17 protein-coding genes are annotated in these 20,118 nt (G+C 62.0%); 5 read left to right on the top strand and 12 right to left on the bottom strand.

Translation table 11 applies throughout. The features are described from left to right. Nucleotides 1-6 precede the first annotated feature (6 nt). Nucleotides 7-1,515: a CoA-acylating methylmalonate-semialdehyde dehydrogenase gene (locus CLU93_RS13830; RefSeq protein ID WP_099761914.1), complete on the bottom strand. Its 1,509-nt coding sequence runs from the start codon at nt 1,513-1,515 to the stop codon at nt 7-9. A 157-nt stretch (nt 1,516-1,672) separates the two neighbouring features. Here CLU93_RS13830 and CLU93_RS13825 point away from each other — a divergent pair, with 157 nt between their 5' ends. After that, complete coding sequence (locus CLU93_RS13825) at nt 1,673-3,055, top strand: short-chain fatty acyl-CoA regulator family protein (protein ID WP_099761913.1); 1,383 nt, start codon at nt 1,673-1,675, stop codon at nt 3,053-3,055. On the opposite strand, the gene CLU93_RS13820 is transcribed toward CLU93_RS13825, so the two are convergent. The 7 genes from CLU93_RS13820 to CLU93_RS13790 are packed head-to-tail and all read right to left on the bottom strand — an operon-like array spanning nt 3,052 to nt 9,980. Beyond that, on the bottom strand, nt 3,052-4,113 hold the full coding sequence (locus CLU93_RS13820; protein WP_373629845.1) for an adenosine deaminase family protein: 1,062 nt from the start codon (nt 4,111-4,113) through the stop codon (nt 3,052-3,054). The genes CLU93_RS13825 and CLU93_RS13820 overlap by 4 nt on opposite strands. Before the next feature lie 25 nt (nt 4,114-4,138). Then, nucleotides 4,139-5,083 carry a nucleoside hydrolase gene (locus CLU93_RS13815; RefSeq protein ID WP_257224962.1) on the bottom strand — a complete coding sequence of 315 codons (945 nt, stop codon included), beginning with the start codon at nt 5,081-5,083 and terminating at the stop codon, nt 4,139-4,141. Between the two features lie 19 nt (nt 5,084-5,102). Beyond that, a complete protein-coding gene (locus CLU93_RS13810) occupies nt 5,103-6,134 on the bottom strand; it encodes an ABC transporter ATP-binding protein (protein ID WP_099761911.1) in 1,032 nt (343 codons plus the stop codon). 13 nt (nt 6,135-6,147) lie between these two features. Further along, nucleotides 6,148-6,927 carry an ABC transporter permease gene (locus CLU93_RS13805; RefSeq protein WP_035822719.1) on the bottom strand — a complete coding sequence of 260 codons (780 nt, stop codon included), beginning with the start codon at nt 6,925-6,927 and terminating at the stop codon, nt 6,148-6,150. Beyond that, nucleotides 6,924-7,763, bottom strand: coding sequence for an ABC transporter permease (locus tag CLU93_RS13800; RefSeq protein ID WP_099761910.1), 840 nt, complete (start codon nt 7,761-7,763; stop codon nt 6,924-6,926). The genes CLU93_RS13805 and CLU93_RS13800 overlap by 4 nt, the downstream gene beginning before the upstream one ends. A gap of 21 nt (nt 7,764-7,784) precedes the next feature. Beyond that, nucleotides 7,785-8,807 (bottom strand): ABC transporter substrate-binding protein, encoded by a 1,023-nt coding sequence (locus CLU93_RS13795; RefSeq protein ID WP_257224961.1) that lies wholly within the window; start codon nt 8,805-8,807, stop codon nt 7,785-7,787. 57 nt (nt 8,808-8,864) lie between these two features. Continuing rightward, the gene (locus tag CLU93_RS13790) at nt 8,865-9,980 is read right to left on the bottom strand and encodes a porin (RefSeq protein WP_257224960.1); all 1,116 of its coding nucleotides are present in this window, start codon (nt 9,978-9,980) and stop codon (nt 8,865-8,867) included. Nucleotides 9,981-10,207: 227 nt separating this feature from the next. Between CLU93_RS13790 and CLU93_RS13785 the strand changes: the two genes are divergently transcribed. After that, the gene (locus tag CLU93_RS13785; RefSeq protein ID WP_099761907.1) at nt 10,208-11,125 is read left to right on the top strand and encodes a LysR family transcriptional regulator; all 918 of its coding nucleotides are present in this window, start codon (nt 10,208-10,210) and stop codon (nt 11,123-11,125) included. A 14-nt stretch (nt 11,126-11,139) separates the two neighbouring features. Here CLU93_RS13785 and rsmA read toward each other — a convergent pair whose 3' ends face one another. The 4 genes from rsmA to CLU93_RS13765 all read right to left on the bottom strand — a co-directional run bounded on the left by rsmA (nt 11,140) and on the right by CLU93_RS13765 (nt 16,844). Beyond that, the gene (gene rsmA, locus CLU93_RS13780) at nt 11,140-11,919 is read right to left on the bottom strand and encodes a 16S rRNA (adenine(1518)-N(6)/adenine(1519)-N(6))-dimethyltransferase RsmA (protein WP_096238100.1); all 780 of its coding nucleotides are present in this window, start codon (nt 11,917-11,919) and stop codon (nt 11,140-11,142) included. 99 nt (nt 11,920-12,018) lie between these two features. After that, the gene (gene pdxA / locus CLU93_RS13775; RefSeq protein ID WP_099761906.1) at nt 12,019-13,074 is read right to left on the bottom strand and encodes a 4-hydroxythreonine-4-phosphate dehydrogenase PdxA; all 1,056 of its coding nucleotides are present in this window, start codon (nt 13,072-13,074) and stop codon (nt 12,019-12,021) included. Between the two features lie 19 nt (nt 13,075-13,093). Then, on the bottom strand, nt 13,094-14,494 hold the full coding sequence (locus CLU93_RS13770; RefSeq protein ID WP_257224959.1) for a peptidylprolyl isomerase: 1,401 nt from the start codon (nt 14,492-14,494) through the stop codon (nt 13,094-13,096). A gap of 103 nt (nt 14,495-14,597) precedes the next feature. Beyond that, on the bottom strand, nt 14,598-16,844 hold the full coding sequence (locus tag CLU93_RS13765) for an LPS-assembly protein LptD (RefSeq protein ID WP_099761904.1): 2,247 nt from the start codon (nt 16,842-16,844) through the stop codon (nt 14,598-14,600). 98 nt (nt 16,845-16,942) lie between these two features. Here CLU93_RS13765 and CLU93_RS13760 point away from each other — a divergent pair, with 98 nt between their 5' ends. From CLU93_RS13760 to CLU93_RS13750, 3 genes are all read left to right on the top strand, one after another. Beyond that, nucleotides 16,943-18,010, top strand: a complete 1,068-nt coding sequence (locus CLU93_RS13760) for an aminoglycoside phosphotransferase family protein (RefSeq protein ID WP_099761903.1) — start codon at nt 16,943-16,945, stop codon at nt 18,008-18,010. A gap of 61 nt (nt 18,011-18,071) precedes the next feature. Next, nucleotides 18,072-18,791 carry an N-acetylmuramate alpha-1-phosphate uridylyltransferase MurU gene (gene murU / locus CLU93_RS13755; protein WP_099761902.1) on the top strand — a complete coding sequence of 240 codons (720 nt, stop codon included), beginning with the start codon at nt 18,072-18,074 and terminating at the stop codon, nt 18,789-18,791. Further along, the gene (locus CLU93_RS13750) at nt 18,791-20,113 is read left to right on the top strand and encodes an aminopeptidase P N-terminal domain-containing protein (protein WP_180287999.1); all 1,323 of its coding nucleotides are present in this window, start codon (nt 18,791-18,793) and stop codon (nt 20,111-20,113) included. The genes murU and CLU93_RS13750 overlap by 1 nt, the downstream gene beginning before the upstream one ends. The last annotated feature ends 5 nt before the right edge of the window (nt 20,114-20,118 follow it).

Genomic DNA, 20,118 nt, shown 5'->3' with positions numbered 1-20,118 from the left:
AGCTCCTTACTTGAGGCTGATGGTGGTGTTGACCTTGCCCACCGAGGCCGCGTCCGTGAACCAGCGCTGGGTAATCGTCTGCGTCTGCGTGTAGAACAGCACGACCTGCTTGCCGAACGGACCCAGGTCGCCCAGCTTGGAGCCGCGCGAGCCCGTAAAGCTGAACAGCGGGACGGGCACGGGAATGGGCACGTTGATGCCGACTTGCCCCACGTCGATTTCTTCCTGGAAGTAGCGCGCCGCCGCGCCGCTTTGCGTGAACAGCGCCGTGCCGTTACCGTTCGGATTCGCATTCACCAGGGCGATCGCTTCATCGAGGGTATCGACTTCGACGACGATCAAGACGGGGCCAAAGATTTCCTGGTCATACACGACCATGCCGGGTTTCACGCCGGACAGAATCGTCGGGCCGACGAAGTTACCGTTCGGATAGCCATCGACCTTCACGTCGCGGCCATCGAGGGTCAAGACGGCGCCCTGTTCGATGCCCTTGGCGACCAGGCTGAAGACGCGCTCTTTCGCCGCGCAGGAAATCACGGGACCCAGGTCTGGATTGTCCTTGCCCGCGCCCACCGTCAGGGTTTGCGCCTTGGCCGACAGTTCCGGCAGCCACTCGCGCGCCGCGCCCACCAGCACGGCGACAGACGCGGCCATGCAGCGCTGGCCGGCCGCGCCGAAACCTGCGCCCAGCAGCTGGTTCAGCGTCTGTTCTTTATTTGCGTCAGGCAAGACGACGGCGTGGTTCTTCGCGCCCATCATGCATTGCGCGCGCTTGCCGTTCAGGCTGGCGCGCTGGTACACATGCGTGCCCACCTTGCTCGAGCCCACGAACGAGATGGCCTTGATGTCCGGGTGGTCGCACAGGGCGTTAACCACGTCTTCGCCGCCGTGAATCACGTTCAGCACGCCAGCCGGGATGCCCGCCTGCAAGGCCAGGCGCACGAGTTTTTCCGTCACGAGCGGATCTTGCTCCGATGGCTTCAACACGAAGGTATTGCCGCAGGCAATCGCCATCGGGAACATCCACAGGGGGATCATGGCGGGGAAGTTGAACGGGGTAATGCCGGCGCACACGCCCAGCGGCTGCATCACGCTGTAGGTATCGACGCCACCGGCCACGTTTTGCGCGTATTCGCCCATCTGCAGGGTGCCGATATTGGCGGCATGCTCAACCACTTCCAGGCCACGGAACACGTCGCCTTCCGCGTCGAGCAGGGTCTTGCCCTGTTCCATCGTCAAGGTGGCGGCCAGGTCGGCCATGTTTTCGCGGATCAGTTGCTGCAATTTGAGGAAAATGCGCGCGCGCGCGCCGATCGGCGTCTTGCGCCAGGTTTTGAAGGCGCGCTGGGCCGAGGCGATGGCGGCATTGACTTCATCGGGCGTGGCAAACGGCACACGCGCCAGCACTTCCTGCGTGGCCGGATTGACGACGTCGCGCCAGACGGTGGTCTGGGATTCAACCCACTCGCCGTTGATCAACAGTGGAACGGTCGGAATAGTAGTTTGCGTGGTCACTCGGTGTCTCCTGGTGTGGGTATAGGTCTGTTTGCATTATTCGCACAATCGCCGCCGCAAACAAGGCGTGAAAATGCGAGATAATGCAAAGCTGAATCTGTTAATCTGCAAATATTGTAAATTTGCAGATTCCACAAATCGGGGAAGAGGAAGCGCGATGGCAAAGGTTTTCATGGGCGTGCGCCTGCAGCGGCTGCGCGAGGAACGGCGCATGACGCAGGTGGCGCTGGCCAAGTCCCTGGGCATCTCGCCCAGCTACCTGAACCAGATGGAGCGCAACCAGCGCCCGCTGACGGTGCCGATTCTGTTGCGCATCGGCACGGTACTGGGGGTCGATCCGCAAATTTTCTCCGAACACGACAGCGCCAGCCTGGTGGCCGACGTGCGCGACGTGTTCGGCGAATTGCCCGACGCGCCGCCCACCTCGATGGCCGAGCTCAAAATGCTGGTGGAAAACATGCCGGAACTGGCGCGCTCGATCTTGCTGCTGCAGCGGCGCTACCGCGTGATGGCGGAACGGGCTGACACGCTGGCCGCGCGCCTCGACGACGGCAGCCGCGGCGCCAGCTCGGCGGCGCCCTCCACGGACGAGGAAGTGCGCGAATACCTGAACCGGCGGCAAAACTATATCGATGAACTGGACCGGGCGGCGGAGCTGGTGGCCGGCGAACTCGATCCGCAGCTGCGCGCGCTCGACGCGCTGCAAAGCCGCTTGCTGGAGCGCCACGGCGTCAAAGTGCAACTATCCGATGGCGACGCGGGCATGGTGCGCAAGCACCGCTTTGACGCCCAGCAACACATATTGTGGCTGCCCGACACCTTGACGGGCGGCCAGCGCGCCTTCCAGATGGCGGCGCAAATCAGCCTGCTCGAACACAGCGAGCTGATCGATGCGCTGGTGCTGGCGGCGGGACTCTCCGGCGCGGCCGCGCAAACGAGCGCGCGCCTGGCATTCTCGAATTACTTTGCCGGCGCCCTGCTGATGCCGTATCAACGATTTTTGCAGGCGGCGGAAACGCGCGCCTACGATATCGAGCGCCTGGCGCACCAGTTCGGCGTGGGTTTCGAAGCCGTGTGCCACCGTTTGAGCACCATGCAGCGCCCCGAGGCGGCGGGACTGCCGTTTTTCTTTGTCAGAGTCGACCGCGCGGGGAATGTGTCAAAACGCCAGTCGGCGACGGACTTTCACTTTTCGCGGGTGGGCGGCACCTGCCCGCTGTGGATCGTCTACGACGCTTTCAGCCATCCGGGCCAGGTGCTGACGCAAGTGGCCAGCATGCCCGACGGCTGCACCTATTTATGGATCGCGCGCCAGGTCAGCACGGCGTCGCCAGGCTTTCGCGCGCCGGGCAAGACCTTTGCCGTGGCGCTGGGCTGCGACATCTCGCAGGCGCACCGGCTGATCTATTCGAAGGGGCTCGATTTGCACGACCCGTCCAGCGCCACGCCCATCGGCACGGGCTGCAAGGTGTGCGAGCGCCAAAGCTGCCCGCAGCGGGCGTTTCCGTCCTTGCTGCTGCCGCCGCCCGTTTCAGCTTAGGAGGCGTCAACCACGCGGGCGCGCAGCGCGTCGAATTCACGCGTAAATTCCACGCGCCAGTCGCGCCGCGTACTCTCATCGATCCAGGCCGCATCGAGGCCATTGATCATGAAGCCGCGCATGTCGTCGAGGCCGAACCCGAATTCGCGCATCATCATCCAGGCGCCCGTCGGCGTCACGTGGTGCAGGGTCGGGTCGTCCGTGTTCGGATGCAGTTTCAAACCCAGCTTGGCCATGGCGCGAATCGGGTGATCGAGCGCCCAGCGTTCGGGCGCCAAGGTGCGCAGATAATACGAATTGGTCGGCACGACCGTAAACACCAGGCCACGCTGCACGCAGCGCTGCGCCAGTTCCGGGTTATCGACAATCGTGTAGCCATGGTCGACCCGATCCACCTGCAATTGCTCGATGGCCGTCGCCACGTTCATCCACGGCATGCCAAATTCGCCCGCGTGCGCCGTGCATTTGAAGCCTGCCTCGCGCGCGGCGCGGTAGGCGTCGATGAAGAGTTCCGGCGGGCGGTCGTTTTCGCGGTAGTCGATGCCGATGCCGATGACTTCCGGCGCGCGGTGCGCCTTCATCCATTCCACCATCTGCACGGCTTCCGCGGGAGCGGCTTCGCGGTCGATGCTGGGGATCAGACGGCCGATCACGCCAAAATCGCGCTGCGCGTCGCGGATGGCGGCCACGATGGCGTCTTGCGCCGCGTCATAGCGGATGCCCGACACGCGCACCGTGCCGGTCGGGTTCCAGAAGAACTCCGCGTAGCGCACGCCGTGGCCATGCACGTCTTCCAGGTATTCATACGCGAGGCAATACAGGTCGGTGGGCGAAACGATCAGGTGCGCGTCGAGCGCGCGCAGCACGCGCAGCACGCCCACCGGTTTGTCGCCGCGCGTATAGAACGCGTCGATTTCCTCGGGCGTGACGACATTGCCCGTCTTCGCAGCCAGCGCGCGGAAAGTTGCCTGGCGCACCGTGCCAAACAGGTGGCAATGCAGCTCCACCTTCGGCATGGCGCGTAAAAACTGTTCGATGCTCAGGGGGGAATTAGACATGAAGCTCATTTCGTAGTGAAGTGGGTCAGACGAGAATGGCGGCCAGGCGGCGCATCAGGCGCTCGATGGCGGCCGGGCCATCGGCCAGCATCGCCACTTGCGTGTTGATGGGGGCGCGGCGCGGCACGCGAAATTCGCACACCGTCATGCCGCGCGTCAGTTCGCCCGTCAACTCGATGGCCACGTGGGCGCTCTGGAACTGGAACAGCTGCGGCGCTTCCAGGTACAGCGCCACCACCGGGTCGTACATGGGCATGGGCACGGAACCGTCGGCGCTGCGGATGCGCACATACGCTTCCAGGTAGCCGGCCAGACGCTGCGCGCGCGGCGTGCCGATGGCGCGCAGACGCTGCACTTCCCCATTCGTCACCAGCAGTTGGCGGCACAGGTTCAAGCCGAACATGCGTAGCGCAATGCCGGACTTGAACACCTGGGCAGCCGCTTCCGGGTCCGCATAGATATTGAATTCGGCCGCCGCCGTGTGGTTGCCCTGGTCGGTCGAGCCGCCCATCAAAATGATTTCAACGATTTTCTCGGCGATGTCGGGCGCCTTGGCCAGCGCGGTTGCGATATTGGTCATCGGCGCGATCGCCATGATGGTGATCTGGCCAGGATACTTGCGCACGGCGGCGATCAGCGCGTCGACGGCGTGGCCGGCAGCGTCACTGGCCGCGCCCGGAGGCAGGATCTCGCCCGTGGTCGGCATGCCGCTGTCGCCGAGGATGCGCTGCGCCGTTTCAATGACGCCGGCCAGCGGTTCTTCGCAGCCGCGATAAATGGGCACCGTCAAACCGTCATGCGCCTTGATGCGCAAGGCATTGTCGTAGGTGATGTCGACGGGCGCATTGCCCGCCACCACGCTCACGCCCAACCACTCGATATCGGGATTGCTGCCAAGCAGCAACATCGTCAGCCAGTCGTCGAAACCGGGATCGGTGTCGAGCCAGATTTTTTTCAAGGCTTGTGTCATGCTGCACTCCATTCAGACATCACGCGCCCAGCCACAGGGCGCTGTCGGACGGCAGCACGAAGGACACGGCCGTGCCTTCGCGCCAGGTGGCGCCACCGGCCGCGCAAATGCCCTTGACCTGGCCCAGCGGCGTTTGCAGCAGGTATTCGACGGTGTCGCCCAGGAAGCCCCGCGCCAGCACGGTGCCCGGATACTGGCCCGCTGCGTCGTCAGGCGCGCAGACGCGAACCTTGTCCGGACGCCAGCCCAGCACCGTGGTGCCGGCCGCGACGAGGGAGGTGTACGGCAGGCTGGCGCCCGCGTGGTGCAGCGCGCCGTCGCGGTAGTCGAACAGGTTTTCAAAGCCCATGAAGTTGGCGACGAAACGCGTCGACGGTGTATTGAAGACGGTTTCCGGCGTGGCCAGCTGCTCGATGCGCCCGCCGTTCATGACGACGATACGGTCGGACAGGGCCAGCGCTTCTTCCTGGTCATGCGTCACGTACAGCATGGTGATGCCCAGTTCGCGCTGGATGCGGCGCAGCTCGGCGCGCATCTGCACGCGCAGCTTGGCGTCCAGGTTCGACAGCGGTTCATCGAGCAGCAGCAGGGCCGGCTCGACGACGATGGCGCGCGCCAGCGCCACGCGCTGCTGCTGGCCGCCGGACATCTGCGCCGGCAAGCGGGTTTCAAATCCGGTCAGTCCCACGGCGGCGATCACGGCTTCCACTTTCGTTTTCAGCAGGGCCGGCGCGACCTTGCGCAGGCGCAAACCAAAAGCGATGTTGTCGTACACATTCAGGTGCGGGAACAGCGCGTACGACTGGAACACCATGCCGATATTGCGCTTGTTCGGCGCCAGCTTGCCGATTTCGCGCCCATCGAGCACGATGCGGCCCGACTGCAGCGGCATCAGGCCGGCAATCGCGCGCATGGTGGTGGTCTTGCCGCAGCCGCTGGGGCCCAGCAGGGAAATCAGTTCGCCCTGCTCGACGTGCAAGTCCAGGTCTTTCACGGACGTCGTGTTCTTGGCGTAGCCGAGGTTCAGCTTGTGCAGTTCCAGATAACTCATCGTGTGTTGCCTCTTACATGTATTTAGAAATGCCCAGCACCTTCTCGGTCACCATCACGAAGGCCATGGTGAACAAGACCAGCAAGGTCGACAGGGCAGCGATCGATGGATCGAAGCTGTTTTCCATATGCCCCAGCATCTCGATGGGCAAGGTGCTGATGCCCGGTCCCGTGAGGAACAGCGACACGGGCACCTGGTTGAACGAGGTGACGAAGGCGAGGAAGAAGGCGGCGATCACGGCGTTGCGGATGTTCGGCAGCACGATCATGAAGAAGGCGCGCAGGCGCGACGCGCCCAGCGTGATGGCGGCATCCTCGATATCCACGCGCAAATTCACCAGGCTGGCGTACACCACGCGCACCGAGTAGGGAATCAACAGCGCGATATGACCGATCAGCAGGCCCACGTACACGGGCGCGTTGATCGTCAGCACCAGGTGATGCAGCAAGCCCAGGCCGACGAGGATGGCGGGGATGATCAGCGGCGACGTCAGGATCTGGCGGATGGCGCCGATGCCCGGTGGCGGCATGCGCGAAAACGCATACGCGACGGGAATGCCCAGCAACAGCGCGATGACGGTCGCGATCAGGCCGATTTCCAGGCTGGTCTGGAAAGCGCGGCGGAACTCGGGCGCCGACCATACTTCCAGAATCCAGCGCAGCGAATACGACTCGGGCGGGAACGCCAGCGTTTCACCACCGGAAAAACCGGCCAGCACGACGATGGCGAAAGGCCCCAGCAAGAACAAAAACACCAGCCACAGGACGGCGCGCGAAAACAGGCTTTCTTTCATACGGAGCTCCGGCTCGAGGAAATACGTTTAAGGCCGGCGTTGACCAGCAGGGTCATGCAGACGAGGATGACGGCGATCACATTCGCGGCGCCGAAATCGCTCTCCACGCTGACCTTCTGGTACAGCAGCGTTTCCAGCATCAGCACCTTGGTGCCGCCCAGGAGGGCCGGCGTCACGTAAGCCGTCACGCAGCCCGTAAACACCAGCGTGCCGCCGACCACCAGGCCTTCCTGCGTCAGCGGCAGGGTGACCTTGCAAAACACTTGCCAGGGATTCGCGCCCAAAGTCGCCGCAGCCGGTTCCACGTCGCGCGGCAGGTTTTCCAGCGCACCCGCCAGCGACATCAGCATCAAGGGCAGCAGCAATTGCAGCAAGCCGACAAACACGGCGAACTCGCTGAACAGCAAACGCAGGGGCTCGTCCGTGAAACCCATGTTGACCAGCGCCGCGTTGAGGGCGCCGTTACGCCCCAGCAGCACGATCCAGGCATAGGTACGCGCAATCGGCGAGACCATCAGCGGCAAAATCATCATGCCCACCACCAGGCCGCGCCACTTCGGCGACACGCGCGCCACGGCTTGCGCGGCCGGGTAGCCGAGGAGGATGGCCGCCAGCGTCACCAGCGCGGCGATGCGCAGGGTGCGCCAGAAGATGGTGCGGTTGAATTCCTGCGAAAAGAATTCAATGAAGCGGTCAAAGCCCCACTGCATGCCGTCGCCGACACGGAAGGCGTCGACCAGCAAGGCCAGCACGGGCAGCAGGAAGCAGACGACGATAAAGATCAGCGCCGGCAGGACCAGCAGCAGTCCCAGGCGCTTTTTTGGATCAGCAAACATGGTGTTTTCTCCTCGTCACCACTATTTGCTCATGGCCTTGTTCCACTGCGTCATCCAGTTGCTGCGCTGCTTGATGATGGTTTCCGGCTTGACGAATTTCAGCGAATTGATCTGGTCGGCGCCATAGGTATTGAATTGCGCAGCGGCCACCGACAGGCGCACGTCCTTGTTGACGGGCGAGTCGACCAGGTTGGTCGCCAGCTGCGTCTGCACTTCCTTGGACAGCCAGAAATCCATCAGCTGGTAGGCCAGGTCCGCATTCTTCGAACCGGCCACGATGCCCATCACGTTCATGCCGGCCGCCTGGCCTTCGGCCGGGATGCTCCACTTCAGGGGCAAGCCCGTCTTGAGCATTTGCGACCACGTAAAGCGCGCCACGGGCGCGGCCCAGATTTCATCCTGGGCAAACAATGCCGCCAACTGCGCGCTGTTTTTCGAGAACGTGACGACGTTGCCCTTCATGCCGACGATCTTGGCAAAACCGGTGGCGTAGTCGTCCGTCTTGCCGCCCCAGGCCGCATCGGCCATGCGCAGCATCAGCGGGCCCTGCGTGGTGCTCACGTCGGGGAAGGCCACGCGGCCTTTCAGTTCAGGGCGCCACAGGTCTTTCCACGACGTCAGCGGGGCGATCTTGTCGCTGCGGTACACCAGGCCGACCGAGTACAAGGTATAGCCGACGGCGTAGTTGCCGCCGATGGGGTTTTTCGCCACGTCGTACAGGGCTTTGTAATTGCTCAGCTTGGCGTAATCCATGGGCTGGATGACGCCCTTTTGCGCCGCTTCCAGCATGCCGGAATCGGACAGCAGCACCAGGTCGATCACCGGATTCTTGGCGTGCACCACCAGCTTGGCGATGCGGTCCGCGTTATTCCCCGTTTCCACCTTGATGTCGCAACCGCATTTGGCCTTGAACGGCTCGTACACATACTTCATGAACAAGGGCTGGGCAATCGGATAGGCCGAAATGACCAGCTCGCGTTTTTCCGCGTGGGCGGCGTTGGCCAGCAAGCCTAGGCTCAACGCCAACATGAGGTGCTTTTTCAAGATGCTTCCTTTCAGGGGACGGCGCTGCGGGACAGCGCCTGTAAAGATGTATCAGACTCAGAAATAATGTCGCATGCCAACGATCAGGACGCTCTGCGTCTTGCCGCCCGAGGCGCCGAAGCCGAACACGCGGGCGAACGTCGCGTCGCCGGCCGCTTTCTGGTAGCTCCAGGTGATGGCGACATCGGTGCGCTTGGACAGGAAGTAATCGGCCTGGAAGTTGACCTGATGCCATTTCGGCGTCTTGTTGATCACGTCATATTTACCGGTGGTAAAGAAATACGACGCGCCCAGGTTCAGCGCTTCCGTCAGCTTGTGGTTTACGTTCAGGTCCACGTTTTGCAGGGTCAGATTGCTTTGATCCAGGTAGTGGTAGCGCACGTTGGTGTACAGCGCGCCAAACTTGGTCCTGCCCACATTATAAAAGCCTCCCGTGCCGGCGATGGCCTGGTTGTCCACGCCGGCGCCCTTGACGGCGCTCTTGTTGAAGATCAACAGGGAACTGCCGTAGTCGTTGCCGATGGCGCCATTCGGCGCGTCCGGGCTGTTCGGACGATCCATCTTCGTGTAGGCAACGGCCCAGCTGAAGGCATCGACCTTGTAGCCGGCGCCCATGCTGTAGACGCGGTTGCGATTGGAGTCTGCCGGGTTTTCGCTGAAACCGTACAAGCCCGTGAACGACAGGTTGCTGATGTTCGGGCTGACATACTTGACGGCATTTTGCACGCGCAGGTTGTTGTAGCCATTGTCGTTGTCGCCGATATGCACGCCGTTACTGGCGATGACCACCGGGCCCAGCAGATCCTTGACGGCTTCATACTGGCGCCCCAGGGTCAGGGTGCCCTTGTCGTTGCTCGACAGGCCCACGTACGACTGGCGGCCGAACAAACGGCCGCTCTGCGACGCCGCGCCCGTCATCACATTAAAACCGTTTTCCAGCACGAAGATGGCCTTGGTGCCGTCGCCCAGGTCTTCCTGGCCGCGGAAACCGATGCGGGGATTCTGATTCGTGCCGCTCAGCGCATGCGTGCGGCTGCCGTTACCCTCATCCGACACATAGCCGATACCGGCCGACAGCAAGCCATACACTTGCACGCTGCTTTGCGCCTGCGCCGCACCCTGCGCCGCCAGCAAGCCACCCACCACCATCGTTCCCGTCATCCATTTGTTCATCGCCGCCACCCTAAAAAGAATAAACCCTGAGTTTTTTTGGAATTATTGTATTCATGCGTCCCTTGCCTGGCCCACCGCCGCGCGTGCCGACGCCGCATTCCAGGCGCTTCTCCTGAATACTATTGCTTTCAAGACAAGTAAAGACCAGTCCAGAATATGGTAAATTGCGGGATAAGAAAATTTGTTTATTTTTATAAATCCATTACTTTTTCTAATAAGCAACGCCCATGCATGAACTGAGCAAGAAGATTTCCTTACGACATTTGCAAGCGTTTGCCACCCTGGCCCGGGTAAACAGCTTCAGCAAGGCTGCACAGGAATTGTGCGTGACCCAGCCGGCCCTCAGCGCCTCGATCAAGCTGCTGGAAAATCAACTGGGAAAAAAGTTGTTTAACCGCACAACCCACCAGCTGGAACTGACGCGCGAAGGCAAGCTGGCGCTCGATTACGCCACGCATTTATTGAATACGGCGAGCAACACTTTTGCCGATATCCAGCGCGCCATCGGCAGCGGCCGCCACCGCATCCGCATCGGCGCGATCCCGTCGGCCATGGCGATGACGGCCGTGGTGGTGGCGCGCTACAGCGAGCGGCATGGCGATGAAGTGGAAATCGTCCTGTCGGACATGCCCAACGATGGCTTGCTGCACGCGCTGCATTCGGGCCAGTTGGACTTTTGCGTGGGCATCGAGGTGCCCGGCTCCGTCTCGCTGGAAAGCGTGGGCCTGTTCGAAGACGAGCTGGTGCTGGTGACGGCGGGACGCCATGCGCTGGCGCCGCTCAAGGAAGTGCGCTGGGAGCAATTGGCGGGGCAGGAAATCGTCGTGTTTACCAAGGGCAGCATCTGGGAATTCGCTTCGAGCGCGCTGCGCCAGCATGGCTTGAGCCCGTCGAGCCTGTACCAGATGATACACAGCGAGTCGCTGTACGGCGTGGTGCGCGCCGGCATCGCCGTGGGCATCATGCCCAGCCTGTACACGACGTTCCTCAACGACGAGGAACTGCACGTGGCGCCCTTGCGCCAGCCTACGTGCAAGCGCAAGATCGCCTTGATGCGGCGCAATGAAATCAGCCGCAACCACCATGTGGATGACTGTTTTTCAGCGTTGCGGCAGGATTTGCAACAGGTCGACCAATGGTTTTAAGTTAAACCAAGGGCTTAGGCGGGTGCCTTCAGCAAATTCGCCAAAGCAACATACTGCTCCAGGCCTACGGTTTCCGGGCGCTTGGTCGGGTCGATGCCGGCCGCCTTGATCTGCTCTTCCGTAAACATGCCGGCCAGGCAGTTGCGGATCACCTTGCGGCGCTGCGAGAAGGCCTTCATGACGACCGCTTCCAGCGTCGCCTGGTCGCACGCCAGGCGCTCGGCCACGGGGATCATGCGCACGATGGCCGATTCCACCTTCGGCGGCGGATCAAACGCCGTCGGCGGCACGATGAACATCAAGGTCATGTCGTAGCGCCATTGCAGCATCACGGACAGGCGGCCAAACGCCTTGCTGCCCGGTTCAGCCACCATGCGTTCGACGACTTCCTTTTGCAGCATGAAATGCTGGTCTTTCACCAGCGGTGCGAAGTCCGCCAGGTGGAACAGCAGGGGACTGGAAATGTTGTACGGCAAGTTGCCCACGATGCGCAACTTCTGGCCGGCCGGCACGGGAATTTGCGCAAAATCGAATTTCAGCGCGTCGCCCGAATGGATCGTCAGCTTCGCCGGATTAAACGTTTTTTCCAGGCGCACGATCAGGTCGCGGTCCAGTTCCACCACATGCATGTGCTTCAGGTGGCGCAGCAACTGCTCCGTCATGGCGCCCAGGCCGGGGCCGATCTCGACCATGGCATCGTCCTCCTGCGGCGCGATGGCGGCCGTGATGTCGTTGAGGACGAAGCGGTCGTGCAGGAAGTTCTGGCCAAAGCGTTTGCGGGCAACGTGTTTCATAATGTGTTTTCTATCAATGCGGTAAAGCCGGCACAGGCCGGCGGGATCGTTGAGCAGGCAGCGTCGGGTTACGCCGTGCTGGCTAACCCGACCTACGCTCTATGCTCTGGTCGGGGTACTCGCGCGCAGCATGTCGAGCGCCGTTTGCAGGGCCTGCTCCATGCTGTGGCAATCGGCCAGCCCCAGCCCTTGCGCGGCCAGGTCCAGCGCCGTGCCATGGTCGACCGAGGTGCGGATCAGCGGCAAGCCCAGCGTGATATTGATGCCGCGCCCGAAGGTCGCGTATTTCAGCACGGGCAAGCCCTGGTCGTGGTACATGGCCAGCACGCAATCGGCATCCATCAGGTATTTGTGCTGAAACAGGGTGTCGGCCGGGTATGGTCCGCGCGCATCGATGCCGCGCGCTTGCGCCGCGGCAATCGCCGGGGCGATGACATCGATTTCCTCGCGTCCCAGATAACCGCCCTCGCCCGCATGCGGGTTCAGGCCGGTCACCAGGATGCGCGGCGCGGCGATGCCGAATTTCTGTTGCAAGTCCGTCTGAATGATATCGAGGGTGACGGCCAGGCTGTCCAGGGTGATGGCAGCGGACACATCTTTCAATGGCAAATGCGTGGTGGCCAGCGCCACGCGCAGGGTCGGTTCGCCATGGCCGGGTTCGCCGGCCAGCATCATCACCACTTGCGCTGTGTTGGTTTTTTCTGCCAGGTATTCCGTGTGACCGCTAAACGCCACGCCGGCGTCGTTGATCGTGCTCTTTTGCAAGGGCGCCGTGACCATGGCGCCAAACCAGCCGGCGGCGACACCTTCCACGGCCGCGTCCAGGGTCGCCAGCACGGAGCGCCCGTTTTCCTTGTCGAGTACGCCAGGAATGACATTGTTGACAGTCGGGATATCGATCACAGCCAGGCGGCCGGGGCCGAAATGCGGCAGGCCGTTGTTGCGCACGGCTTGCAGCGACAGCGCCGCCAGGCGGATCTCCGGATCGATCAGGCTGGCCGTCAGCGCCAGGAAGGCAGCGTCGCCCAGCAGGATGCAGTTGACTTCATTGCGCATGGCCCAGGCCGCGCGTATGGAGATTTCCGGGCCGACACCGGCCGGTTCGCCACAGGTAATGGCGATGGCCGGGCGGCGTGATGCAGGCAAGTTACTCATACGCAAATAGTCGACAGCATTACTGGTCGTCCGCGCGGAATTCGACGTAGGCACGGTCACGTACTTCGCGCGCCCAGTTTTCCGTCGCTTCTTCCAGCTTGCGTTCGCGCAAGGCGTTGCGCGCGGCGCTGCGCTGCTTCTCTTTCGAGACGTCGTCGCTCTTGCGTTCCAGCACTTCGATCAGGTGGAAGCCAAAGCTCGATTCGATCGGCTCGCTCACTTCGCCCGGTTTCAGCGCATTCATCGCCGTTTCAAATTCCGGCACGGTGTCGCCTGGATACAGCCAGCCCAGGTCGCCTCCCTTGGCGGCCGAACCGTCGTTCGAGAACAAGCGGGCCAGGTCTTCGAACTTGGCGGCCTTGTTATCCAGACGCTCTTTCAATTCCGACAATTTGCGCTTGGCTTCGGCAGCCGACAGGGTCGGCGTAATTTTCAGCAAGATGTGGCGCGCATGCGTCTGCTGCACGGCAGCAACGGCTTGTGCTTCGGCCGCGCTGCGGCGATCCACCAGCTTCAGGATGTGGAAACCGGTATTGCTCTTGATGATGGGCGTGATCTGGCCTGGCTTCAACTTCAGCAACTGTTCCGTGAACAAAGGCGGCAAACGGTCGCTATTGCGCCAGCCGATATCGCCGCCGCTCAGCGCATCGCTGGCGTCGGAATAGGTGGCGGCCATCTTGGCAAAATCGCCGCCCGTGCGCAATTGGCGGCTGACTTCTTCGGCGCGCGCGCGGCGCGCGGCGATCTGTTCAGGGCTGGAGTTTTCCGGAATGCGCACGAGAATCTGCGCCAGGTTCAGCTCCACCTGTTCGCTGGCCGCCGCTTTTTCCGCTGCCAGGAAGTTATCCACCTCAGAATCGGAAATCTGGATCTTGGCGTCGACTTCATGCTCGCGCAAGCGCTGCATGATGATTTCATCGCGGATTTCTTCGCGGAAAGTCGCAAACGGCGTGCCTTCTTTTTCCATCTGGTTGCGCAGTTCTTGCACCGTCATCTTTTGCTGTTCAGCAATACGGCCAATCGCACGGTCCAGGGTCAGGTCATCCACGCGCACGCCCATTTCCTTGGCCAGCTGCATTTGTGCACGCTCAACGATCATGCGCTCCAGTAATTGGCGGCGCAGGTCGGCGGGATCGGGCACGGGAATATTCTGTGCCTTCATGCGCTGCTCGACGCTCTTGATGCGGGCCGCCACTTCATTGCGCGTGATCACATCGTCATTGACGACGACAGCGATGGAGTCGATGCTCTGGCCACTGCTCGAGGCCGGTGGGGTGAAGCCCTTGACCGGTGCTGGCGCAGCGGCAGCGGCAGCGGGCTTGCTCGCAGGCGCTGACGCAGCCTGTTGCGCCCAGACACTACTGGTCGTGGCGCCGGAAATGGCGCACAACAAAACCGTTGCAATTTTGAGTTGGTGCATACTGGCATTACGCATAATGTGTAGAGCGCTCATGAGTTCAGGTGAATAAAAAAACCGGTTTGTGCCAGCGCCGGGAACACCGACGGCGGCAACGGAGCCTATCTTAACGGAGTGGCTGGCTCAGTGTCTGGTAACCGGGGATGGTTTTTGTAAACGTTTCCAATCCATTCGCGCCCAGACCCAGGCCATTCGACAAACCCGTCAATTCCAGCTGGAAGAAGATCGGCGTCGAGACAGTCTTGGCCGTCGTCACGAAACGTTGCGCGCCCATGCGGAACACCCAGCAGTCGCCCTTGTATTCCAGGCCGACCAGGCTTTCCAGCATGCTGCGATCCTTCACGGAATAACTGATGCGGCCCACGCCATACAGGCGGTCCGTCAACGGCCATTGCGTCGACACTTCAACATTGCGCCAACCGGTATCTCCACGCTGGAAACGACTGCCAAAATTCAATACTTTCTTGGCACCAGGCTGATATTGCAAGGTGTAGTTGTAGCTGACCAGCTGGCGGTCGCTGGGATTGTACTGCACCAGGCTGTCGGCGGTCCAAGTCTCGGACACGCGGCCCGTTGCCGCCAGCAGGATATCCGAACGCGACTGGTTGACGGGCGTGGTCGAATTGAGCTGCACGCGCTGGTCGGCAAAGTAGAAACGCTGGCCGAAGGTCAGGCGCATGCGTTCCGTGCCATCGGACTGCAGGAAACGCGATACCAAGGCGGCCGTAACCTGGTTGGCGTCGCCGATGCGGTCGCTGCCGACAAAACGGTTTTCCGTGAAGATCTGCGTCAGGTTGAAGGTGCCGTCGGCCGTATCGAATTTCGGAAACTGCGATTGGTCGCGGTACGGCGTGTAGACGTAGAACAGGCGCGGCTCCAGGGTTTGCGTGCCGCCCTTGGCGCCAAACAGATTCGTGTCGCGTTCAAACACCAGGCCGCTGTCGACCGAGAAGGTGGGCACGGCGCGCGTAAACGATGTCGTCGTGAACTGCAGCGCCTTGGTCCTGACGTCATTATCAAGCTGATACGCACTGGCATTGAGCATCAGCTTGGGTGTGACGAAGTAGCCAGGGCGCACAATAGGGAAACTCACCTGCGGCACGGCCACCAGGCGCGACCCTTGCACCTCGGTCGGGTGGGCGAAGCGCGTCGCTTCCGCATCGAAAGTCCAGTCGAAGCCGCCCCAGACATCGTATTTGCCAGCGTGGAAGTTCACCGCCGGCAAGCGGTCATACGGGCGCGGCACGGTCACGCTGGGATCGGGATCCTGCAGCACCTGATAATTCTGCACGCGCGCCGTCAGGCTCCAGTCCTCGGTGCGGTAATCGGTGCGCAATTCGCGCAGCAACTGGCGCTCGGTGGCGGTGGCGACGGTTTTCGAAAAATCGTTCGGGTAATTATTGTCGGACGCCTCGCGCAGATCCCAGCTGTAACTCCAGCCCTTGGCCAGCGCCTGCTCATGCTTGGACTTGATCATGTAGCGGTTGGTCTTGGTCTGCTTGTCGTTAGGCAAGAACTCAAACGACGTTTCGCCCTGGTACAGGCCTGCATCCGTCTCGCCCATGTAGCGGCCCGTCGCACCGAGCTGGATGCCGCGCCGCTGTATGTAGCGCGGGAACAGGGTCAGGTCGCGGTTCGGCGCGATGTTCACGTAATACGGCATCAGCAGCTCGAAACCGTTCTTCGAGGCAAAGCCCGGCGTGGGCGCCAGCCAGCCCGAGCGGCGCGCGCCCGACAACGAAAACGAGATGCCCGGCGTGCCCAGGATCGGCACGTCCTTGAAATAAATGATGGTCTTGCTGCCGGTGCCCACATCGCGGCCCGTATCGAGGTTCAAGGTGCTCGATTTCAGGTACCAGTCCGGATTCGGCCCTTCGCAGGTACTGTACGTGCCGTCGATGACAGTGGCTTCGTCGGGGTTGATGAAGTCGACGCGCTCGGCCTTGCCCTGGCCGCCGCCCACTTCGAAGCGGTACGTCGGATTGAGCAGGAAACCCTTGCCGGTCTCCATGTTCAGCTTCAGGACATCGCCCGTGTAGTAATCGCCGAAACGCCACATCTTGATATGGCCCTCGGCGTCGAACTGATCTTCAACTTGTTTGTAACAAGCTGTATCTGCCGTCATTTTTGTGGTTTTTCCGCGTTCAATCACGACATTTTTATCGAGATTGATCTCCCTTTCGGGGCGGCCATTCATGCTGTTCGCCGTCATGACGGTGGGCGCGTCGGGATCTTCCACATGCACCGGACGTGGTGCTTTCTGGGCGTGGGCAGGCACCGTCGTGGCGGCGACGAGCGCGCTGATGGCGAAAGCCCAGCGCTGCGAAGGGGGGGAGGCCGAAAACCAGCTCATGAATTGGAAGGGGCAAGCACCATGACAGGCGATTTTTTGATTTGAATCCCTTATTATATGGGAATACGCATCATCAACCCGATTCCACAGGCCGCTTAATGTCATTCTCTTCCAATTCCTCCACCGCGCCGGCCTCCGCCGACGCTCGCCTGACCCTGTTGAAAGCCTGGTTGACCTCGCTTAACCTCGTCGCGCCCGATTCCGCCCGCCCCGCTTCCAGCGATGCCAGCTTCCGCCGCTACTACCGTCTCGATATGCTGCCAGGCAATACAACATTGCCAGGAAGTACACTGATTGCCATGGATGCACCGCCCGAGCGCGAAAACGTGCCCGCCTTTGTCAAGGTGGCCGGCTTGCTGAAGGGTGCCGGCGTGTCCGTGCCCGAGATCATCGCGCAAGACCTGGACAACGGCTTCCTGCTGCTCTCCGACCTGGGCACGACCACCTACCTCGACGCATTGAACCACGACAATGCCAGCGTGCTGTATGCCGAAGCGCTGGAATCGTTGATGAAAATCCAACTGGCCAGCCAGCCGGACGTCTTGCCCGAGTTCGACCGCGCCTTCATCCTGCGCGAAATGAATCTGTTCCCGGAATGGTTTATCGGCAAGCATCTGGGCGCCACCTTGACGGATGTGCAACAAACCCAGCTGGACAAGGTTTTCGAAGCCATCGCCGCAAATATATTGTCGCAACAACAAGTATTCATGCACCGCGACTACCATTCGCGCAATTTGATGCACATCAACGATGGTTCGATTCCGAATCCCGGCATCCTCGATTTCCAGGACGCCGTTTTCGGTCCCGTCACCTATGACATCGCCTCGCTGCTGCGCGACGCCTACATCCAGTGGGATGAAGAACTGGTGCTCGACTGGGTGATCCGCTACTGGCAGCGCGCCAAGCAGCTGGGCTTGCCAGTCAATCCCGATATCGACGCCTTCTACCGCGATTTCGAATTCACGGCCCTGCAGCGCCACCTGAAAATCCTCGGCCTGTTCGCGCGCCTGAATTACCGCGACGGCAAGGATCTGTACATGGGCGACCTGCCAACCGTACTCGACTACGTGCGCAAGACGGCCAACCGCTACACGGAACTCAAGCCGCTGGTGCGTTTACTGGACGCCCTCGAAAACAAGGCACCGCAAGTCGGTTATACCTTCTAGGCACTTTCCCGCTGCGCGGCCCGACCGCGCAGCCGACTTACCGAATCAGAAAAGAATATCCATGAAAGCCATGATCTTTGCCGCAGGCCGCGGTGAACGGATGCGTCCGCTTACCGATACCTGTCCCAAACCGCTGCTGAAAGTGCGCGGCCGCCCGCTGATCGTCTGGCATGTGCTGAACCTGGTGCGCGCCGGCATCACGGACATCGTCATCAACCATTCCCACCTGGGCCACCTGATCGAGGAAACCCTGGGCGACGGCAGCGCGTATGGCGCGCGCATCGCGTATTCGCCGGAAAGCACGCCGCTGGAAACGGCGGGCGGCATCGCCCAGGCGCGCCACTTGCTGGGCGATGAACCATTTCTCGCCATTTCCGGCGACATCTATTGCCCCTACTTTGACTTCAAGCAAGTACTCGACGTGCTGGCCGACAAAGACGTGCTGGGCACGCCGTACCCGGCCGACCAGCGCGACATCGCCTGGACGTACCTGGTGCCCAATCCCGACTTCCATCCCAAGGGCGACTTCGGCCTGACCTTGTTCGCGATCAACAATACCGACGACACCAAGTGGACCTTCGCCAATATCGGCGTGTACCGTCCCGAGATGTTCGACGGCATCGCGCCGGGCAGCCACGCCAGGCTGGGCGACCTGCTGCGCAGCTACGCGGACCAGGGCCGCGTGGGCGGCGAAGTCTATCCTGGCGAGTGGACGAATGTGGGCACGCCACAGCAACTCGACGCGCTCAATGGCGTCACGGCCAAGGCCAGCGCAACATGATGGCCAATTATGCGGCACGGCGCGCGGCGCTGCTGACGCAGATGCTGCCCGGTAGCGTGGCCATCCTCGCCACGGCGCCCGAAGTGCCGCGCAACAGCGATTGCGATTATCCGTACCGCCACGACAGCTATTTTTACTACCTCAGCGGTTTCACGGAACCCGACAGTGCCGTGGCGCTGGTGGCCGCCAGCGCCACGGCGCCCGCGCGCGCCATCCTGTTTTGCCGCGCCAAGAACACCGAGCGCGAAATCTGGGACGGTTTCCGGCATGGCCCCGAGGCGGCGCGCGCCAGCTTCGGTTTTGACAGCGCCTTCCCCATCGAGGAACTCGACGTGGAGATGACGCGCCTGCTGGCCGACTCCCCTGCCATTTACTATGCGCTTGGCGGCAGCCTCGATGCACAGGTCAAGCTCTGGCGGCACAACGTACGGCAAAAGGCCCGCAGCGGCGTCACGGCGCCCGCCATGGCGCATGACATCAATGACATGCTCGACGCCATGCGCCTGCTGAAAGACACGCAGGAACAGCAGCTGATGCGCCGCGCGGCCGCCATTTCCAGCGCGGCGCACGTGCGCGCCATGCGCGCCACGCGGCCCGGCATGCATGAATACGCGCTGGAAGCGGAGCTGCTGTACGAATTTCGCCGCAGCGGCGCGCAGTTCCCCGCGTATTCCTCCATCGTCGCCAGCGGCGACAACGCCTGCATCCTGCATTACAGCGCCAACAACGCGGTATTACAGGACGGCGAACTGGTGCTGATCGACGCCGGCTGCGAACTCGATGGCTACGCCTCCGACATCACGCGCACGTATCCTGTCAACGGCCGCTTCAGCGGCCCGCAGCGGGCGCTGTATGAACTGGTGCTGGCCGCGCAGCAGGCAGCGCTGGACATGGTTCGCCCCGGCTTGCCGCACAGCGCCATCCACGAGGCGGCCGTGCAGGTGCTGGCGCAGGGCATGCTGGACCTGGGTTTGCTGGACCTGCAGAAAAGCGGCAGCGCGCAGGACGTCGTCGCCGACAAGGCGTATATGCCCTTCTACATGCACGGCACCAGCCACTGGCTGGGCATGGACGTGCACGACGTGGGCGCCTACCGCGACACGGGCGCGCCCGGCAAGCCGTGGCGCGCTTTGGCACCGGGCATGGTGCTGACGGTGGAACCGGGCATCTATGTGCGCCCCGGCGCGGGCGTGCCGGAGCAGTTCTGGTATACCGGCATCCGCATCGAAGACGATGTGCTGGTCACGCCACAAGGCCATGAAGTCTTCAGCACGGCGCCCAAGAGCGTCGCTGAAATCGAACAACTGATGTCACAGGATTAACGCCG

The sequence above is a fragment of the Janthinobacterium sp. 35 genome, assembly GCF_002754575.1.
In the GTDB taxonomy this organism is placed as follows: Bacteria; Pseudomonadota; Gammaproteobacteria; order Burkholderiales; family Burkholderiaceae_D; genus Janthinobacterium; species Janthinobacterium tructae.
This window is presented reverse-complemented; position numbering and strand designations above follow the sequence as displayed.

What these genes read in the sequence shown, in the direction of transcription:
- CLU93_RS13825 (WP_099761913.1), top strand. Translation starts at nt 1,673, where the DNA reads ATGGCAAAGGTTTTCATGGGCGTGCGCCTGCAGCGGCTGCGCGAGGAA.
- CLU93_RS13820 (WP_373629845.1), bottom strand. Translation starts at nt 4,113, where the DNA reads ATGTCTAATTCCCCCCTGAGCATCGAACAGTTTTTACGCGCCATGCCG.
- CLU93_RS13815 (WP_257224962.1), bottom strand. Translation starts at nt 5,083, where the DNA reads ATGACACAAGCCTTGAAAAAAATCTGGCTCGACACCGATCCCGGTTTC.
- CLU93_RS13810 (WP_099761911.1), bottom strand. Translation starts at nt 6,134, where the DNA reads ATGAGTTATCTGGAACTGCACAAGCTGAACCTCGGCTACGCCAAGAAC.
- CLU93_RS13805 (WP_035822719.1), bottom strand. Translation starts at nt 6,927, where the DNA reads ATGAAAGAAAGCCTGTTTTCGCGCGCCGTCCTGTGGCTGGTGTTTTTG.
- CLU93_RS13800 (WP_099761910.1), bottom strand. Translation starts at nt 7,763, where the DNA reads ATGTTTGCTGATCCAAAAAAGCGCCTGGGACTGCTGCTGGTCCTGCCG.
- CLU93_RS13790 (WP_257224960.1), bottom strand. Translation starts at nt 9,980, where the DNA reads ATGAACAAATGGATGACGGGAACGATGGTGGTGGGTGGCTTGCTGGCG.
- CLU93_RS13785 (WP_099761907.1), top strand. Translation starts at nt 10,208, where the DNA reads ATGCATGAACTGAGCAAGAAGATTTCCTTACGACATTTGCAAGCGTTT.
- rsmA (WP_096238100.1), bottom strand. Translation starts at nt 11,919, where the DNA reads ATGAAACACGTTGCCCGCAAACGCTTTGGCCAGAACTTCCTGCACGAC.
- pdxA (WP_099761906.1), bottom strand. Translation starts at nt 13,074, where the DNA reads ATGAGTAACTTGCCTGCATCACGCCGCCCGGCCATCGCCATTACCTGT.
- CLU93_RS13770 (WP_257224959.1), bottom strand. Translation starts at nt 14,494, where the DNA reads ATGCACCAACTCAAAATTGCAACGGTTTTGTTGTGCGCCATTTCCGGC.
- CLU93_RS13765 (WP_099761904.1), bottom strand. Translation starts at nt 16,844, where the DNA reads ATGAGCTGGTTTTCGGCCTCCCCCCCTTCGCAGCGCTGGGCTTTCGCC.
- CLU93_RS13760 (WP_099761903.1), top strand. Translation starts at nt 16,943, where the DNA reads ATGTCATTCTCTTCCAATTCCTCCACCGCGCCGGCCTCCGCCGACGCT.
- murU (WP_099761902.1), top strand. Translation starts at nt 18,072, where the DNA reads ATGAAAGCCATGATCTTTGCCGCAGGCCGCGGTGAACGGATGCGTCCG.
- CLU93_RS13750 (WP_180287999.1), top strand. Translation starts at nt 18,791, where the DNA reads ATGGCCAATTATGCGGCACGGCGCGCGGCGCTGCTGACGCAGATGCTG.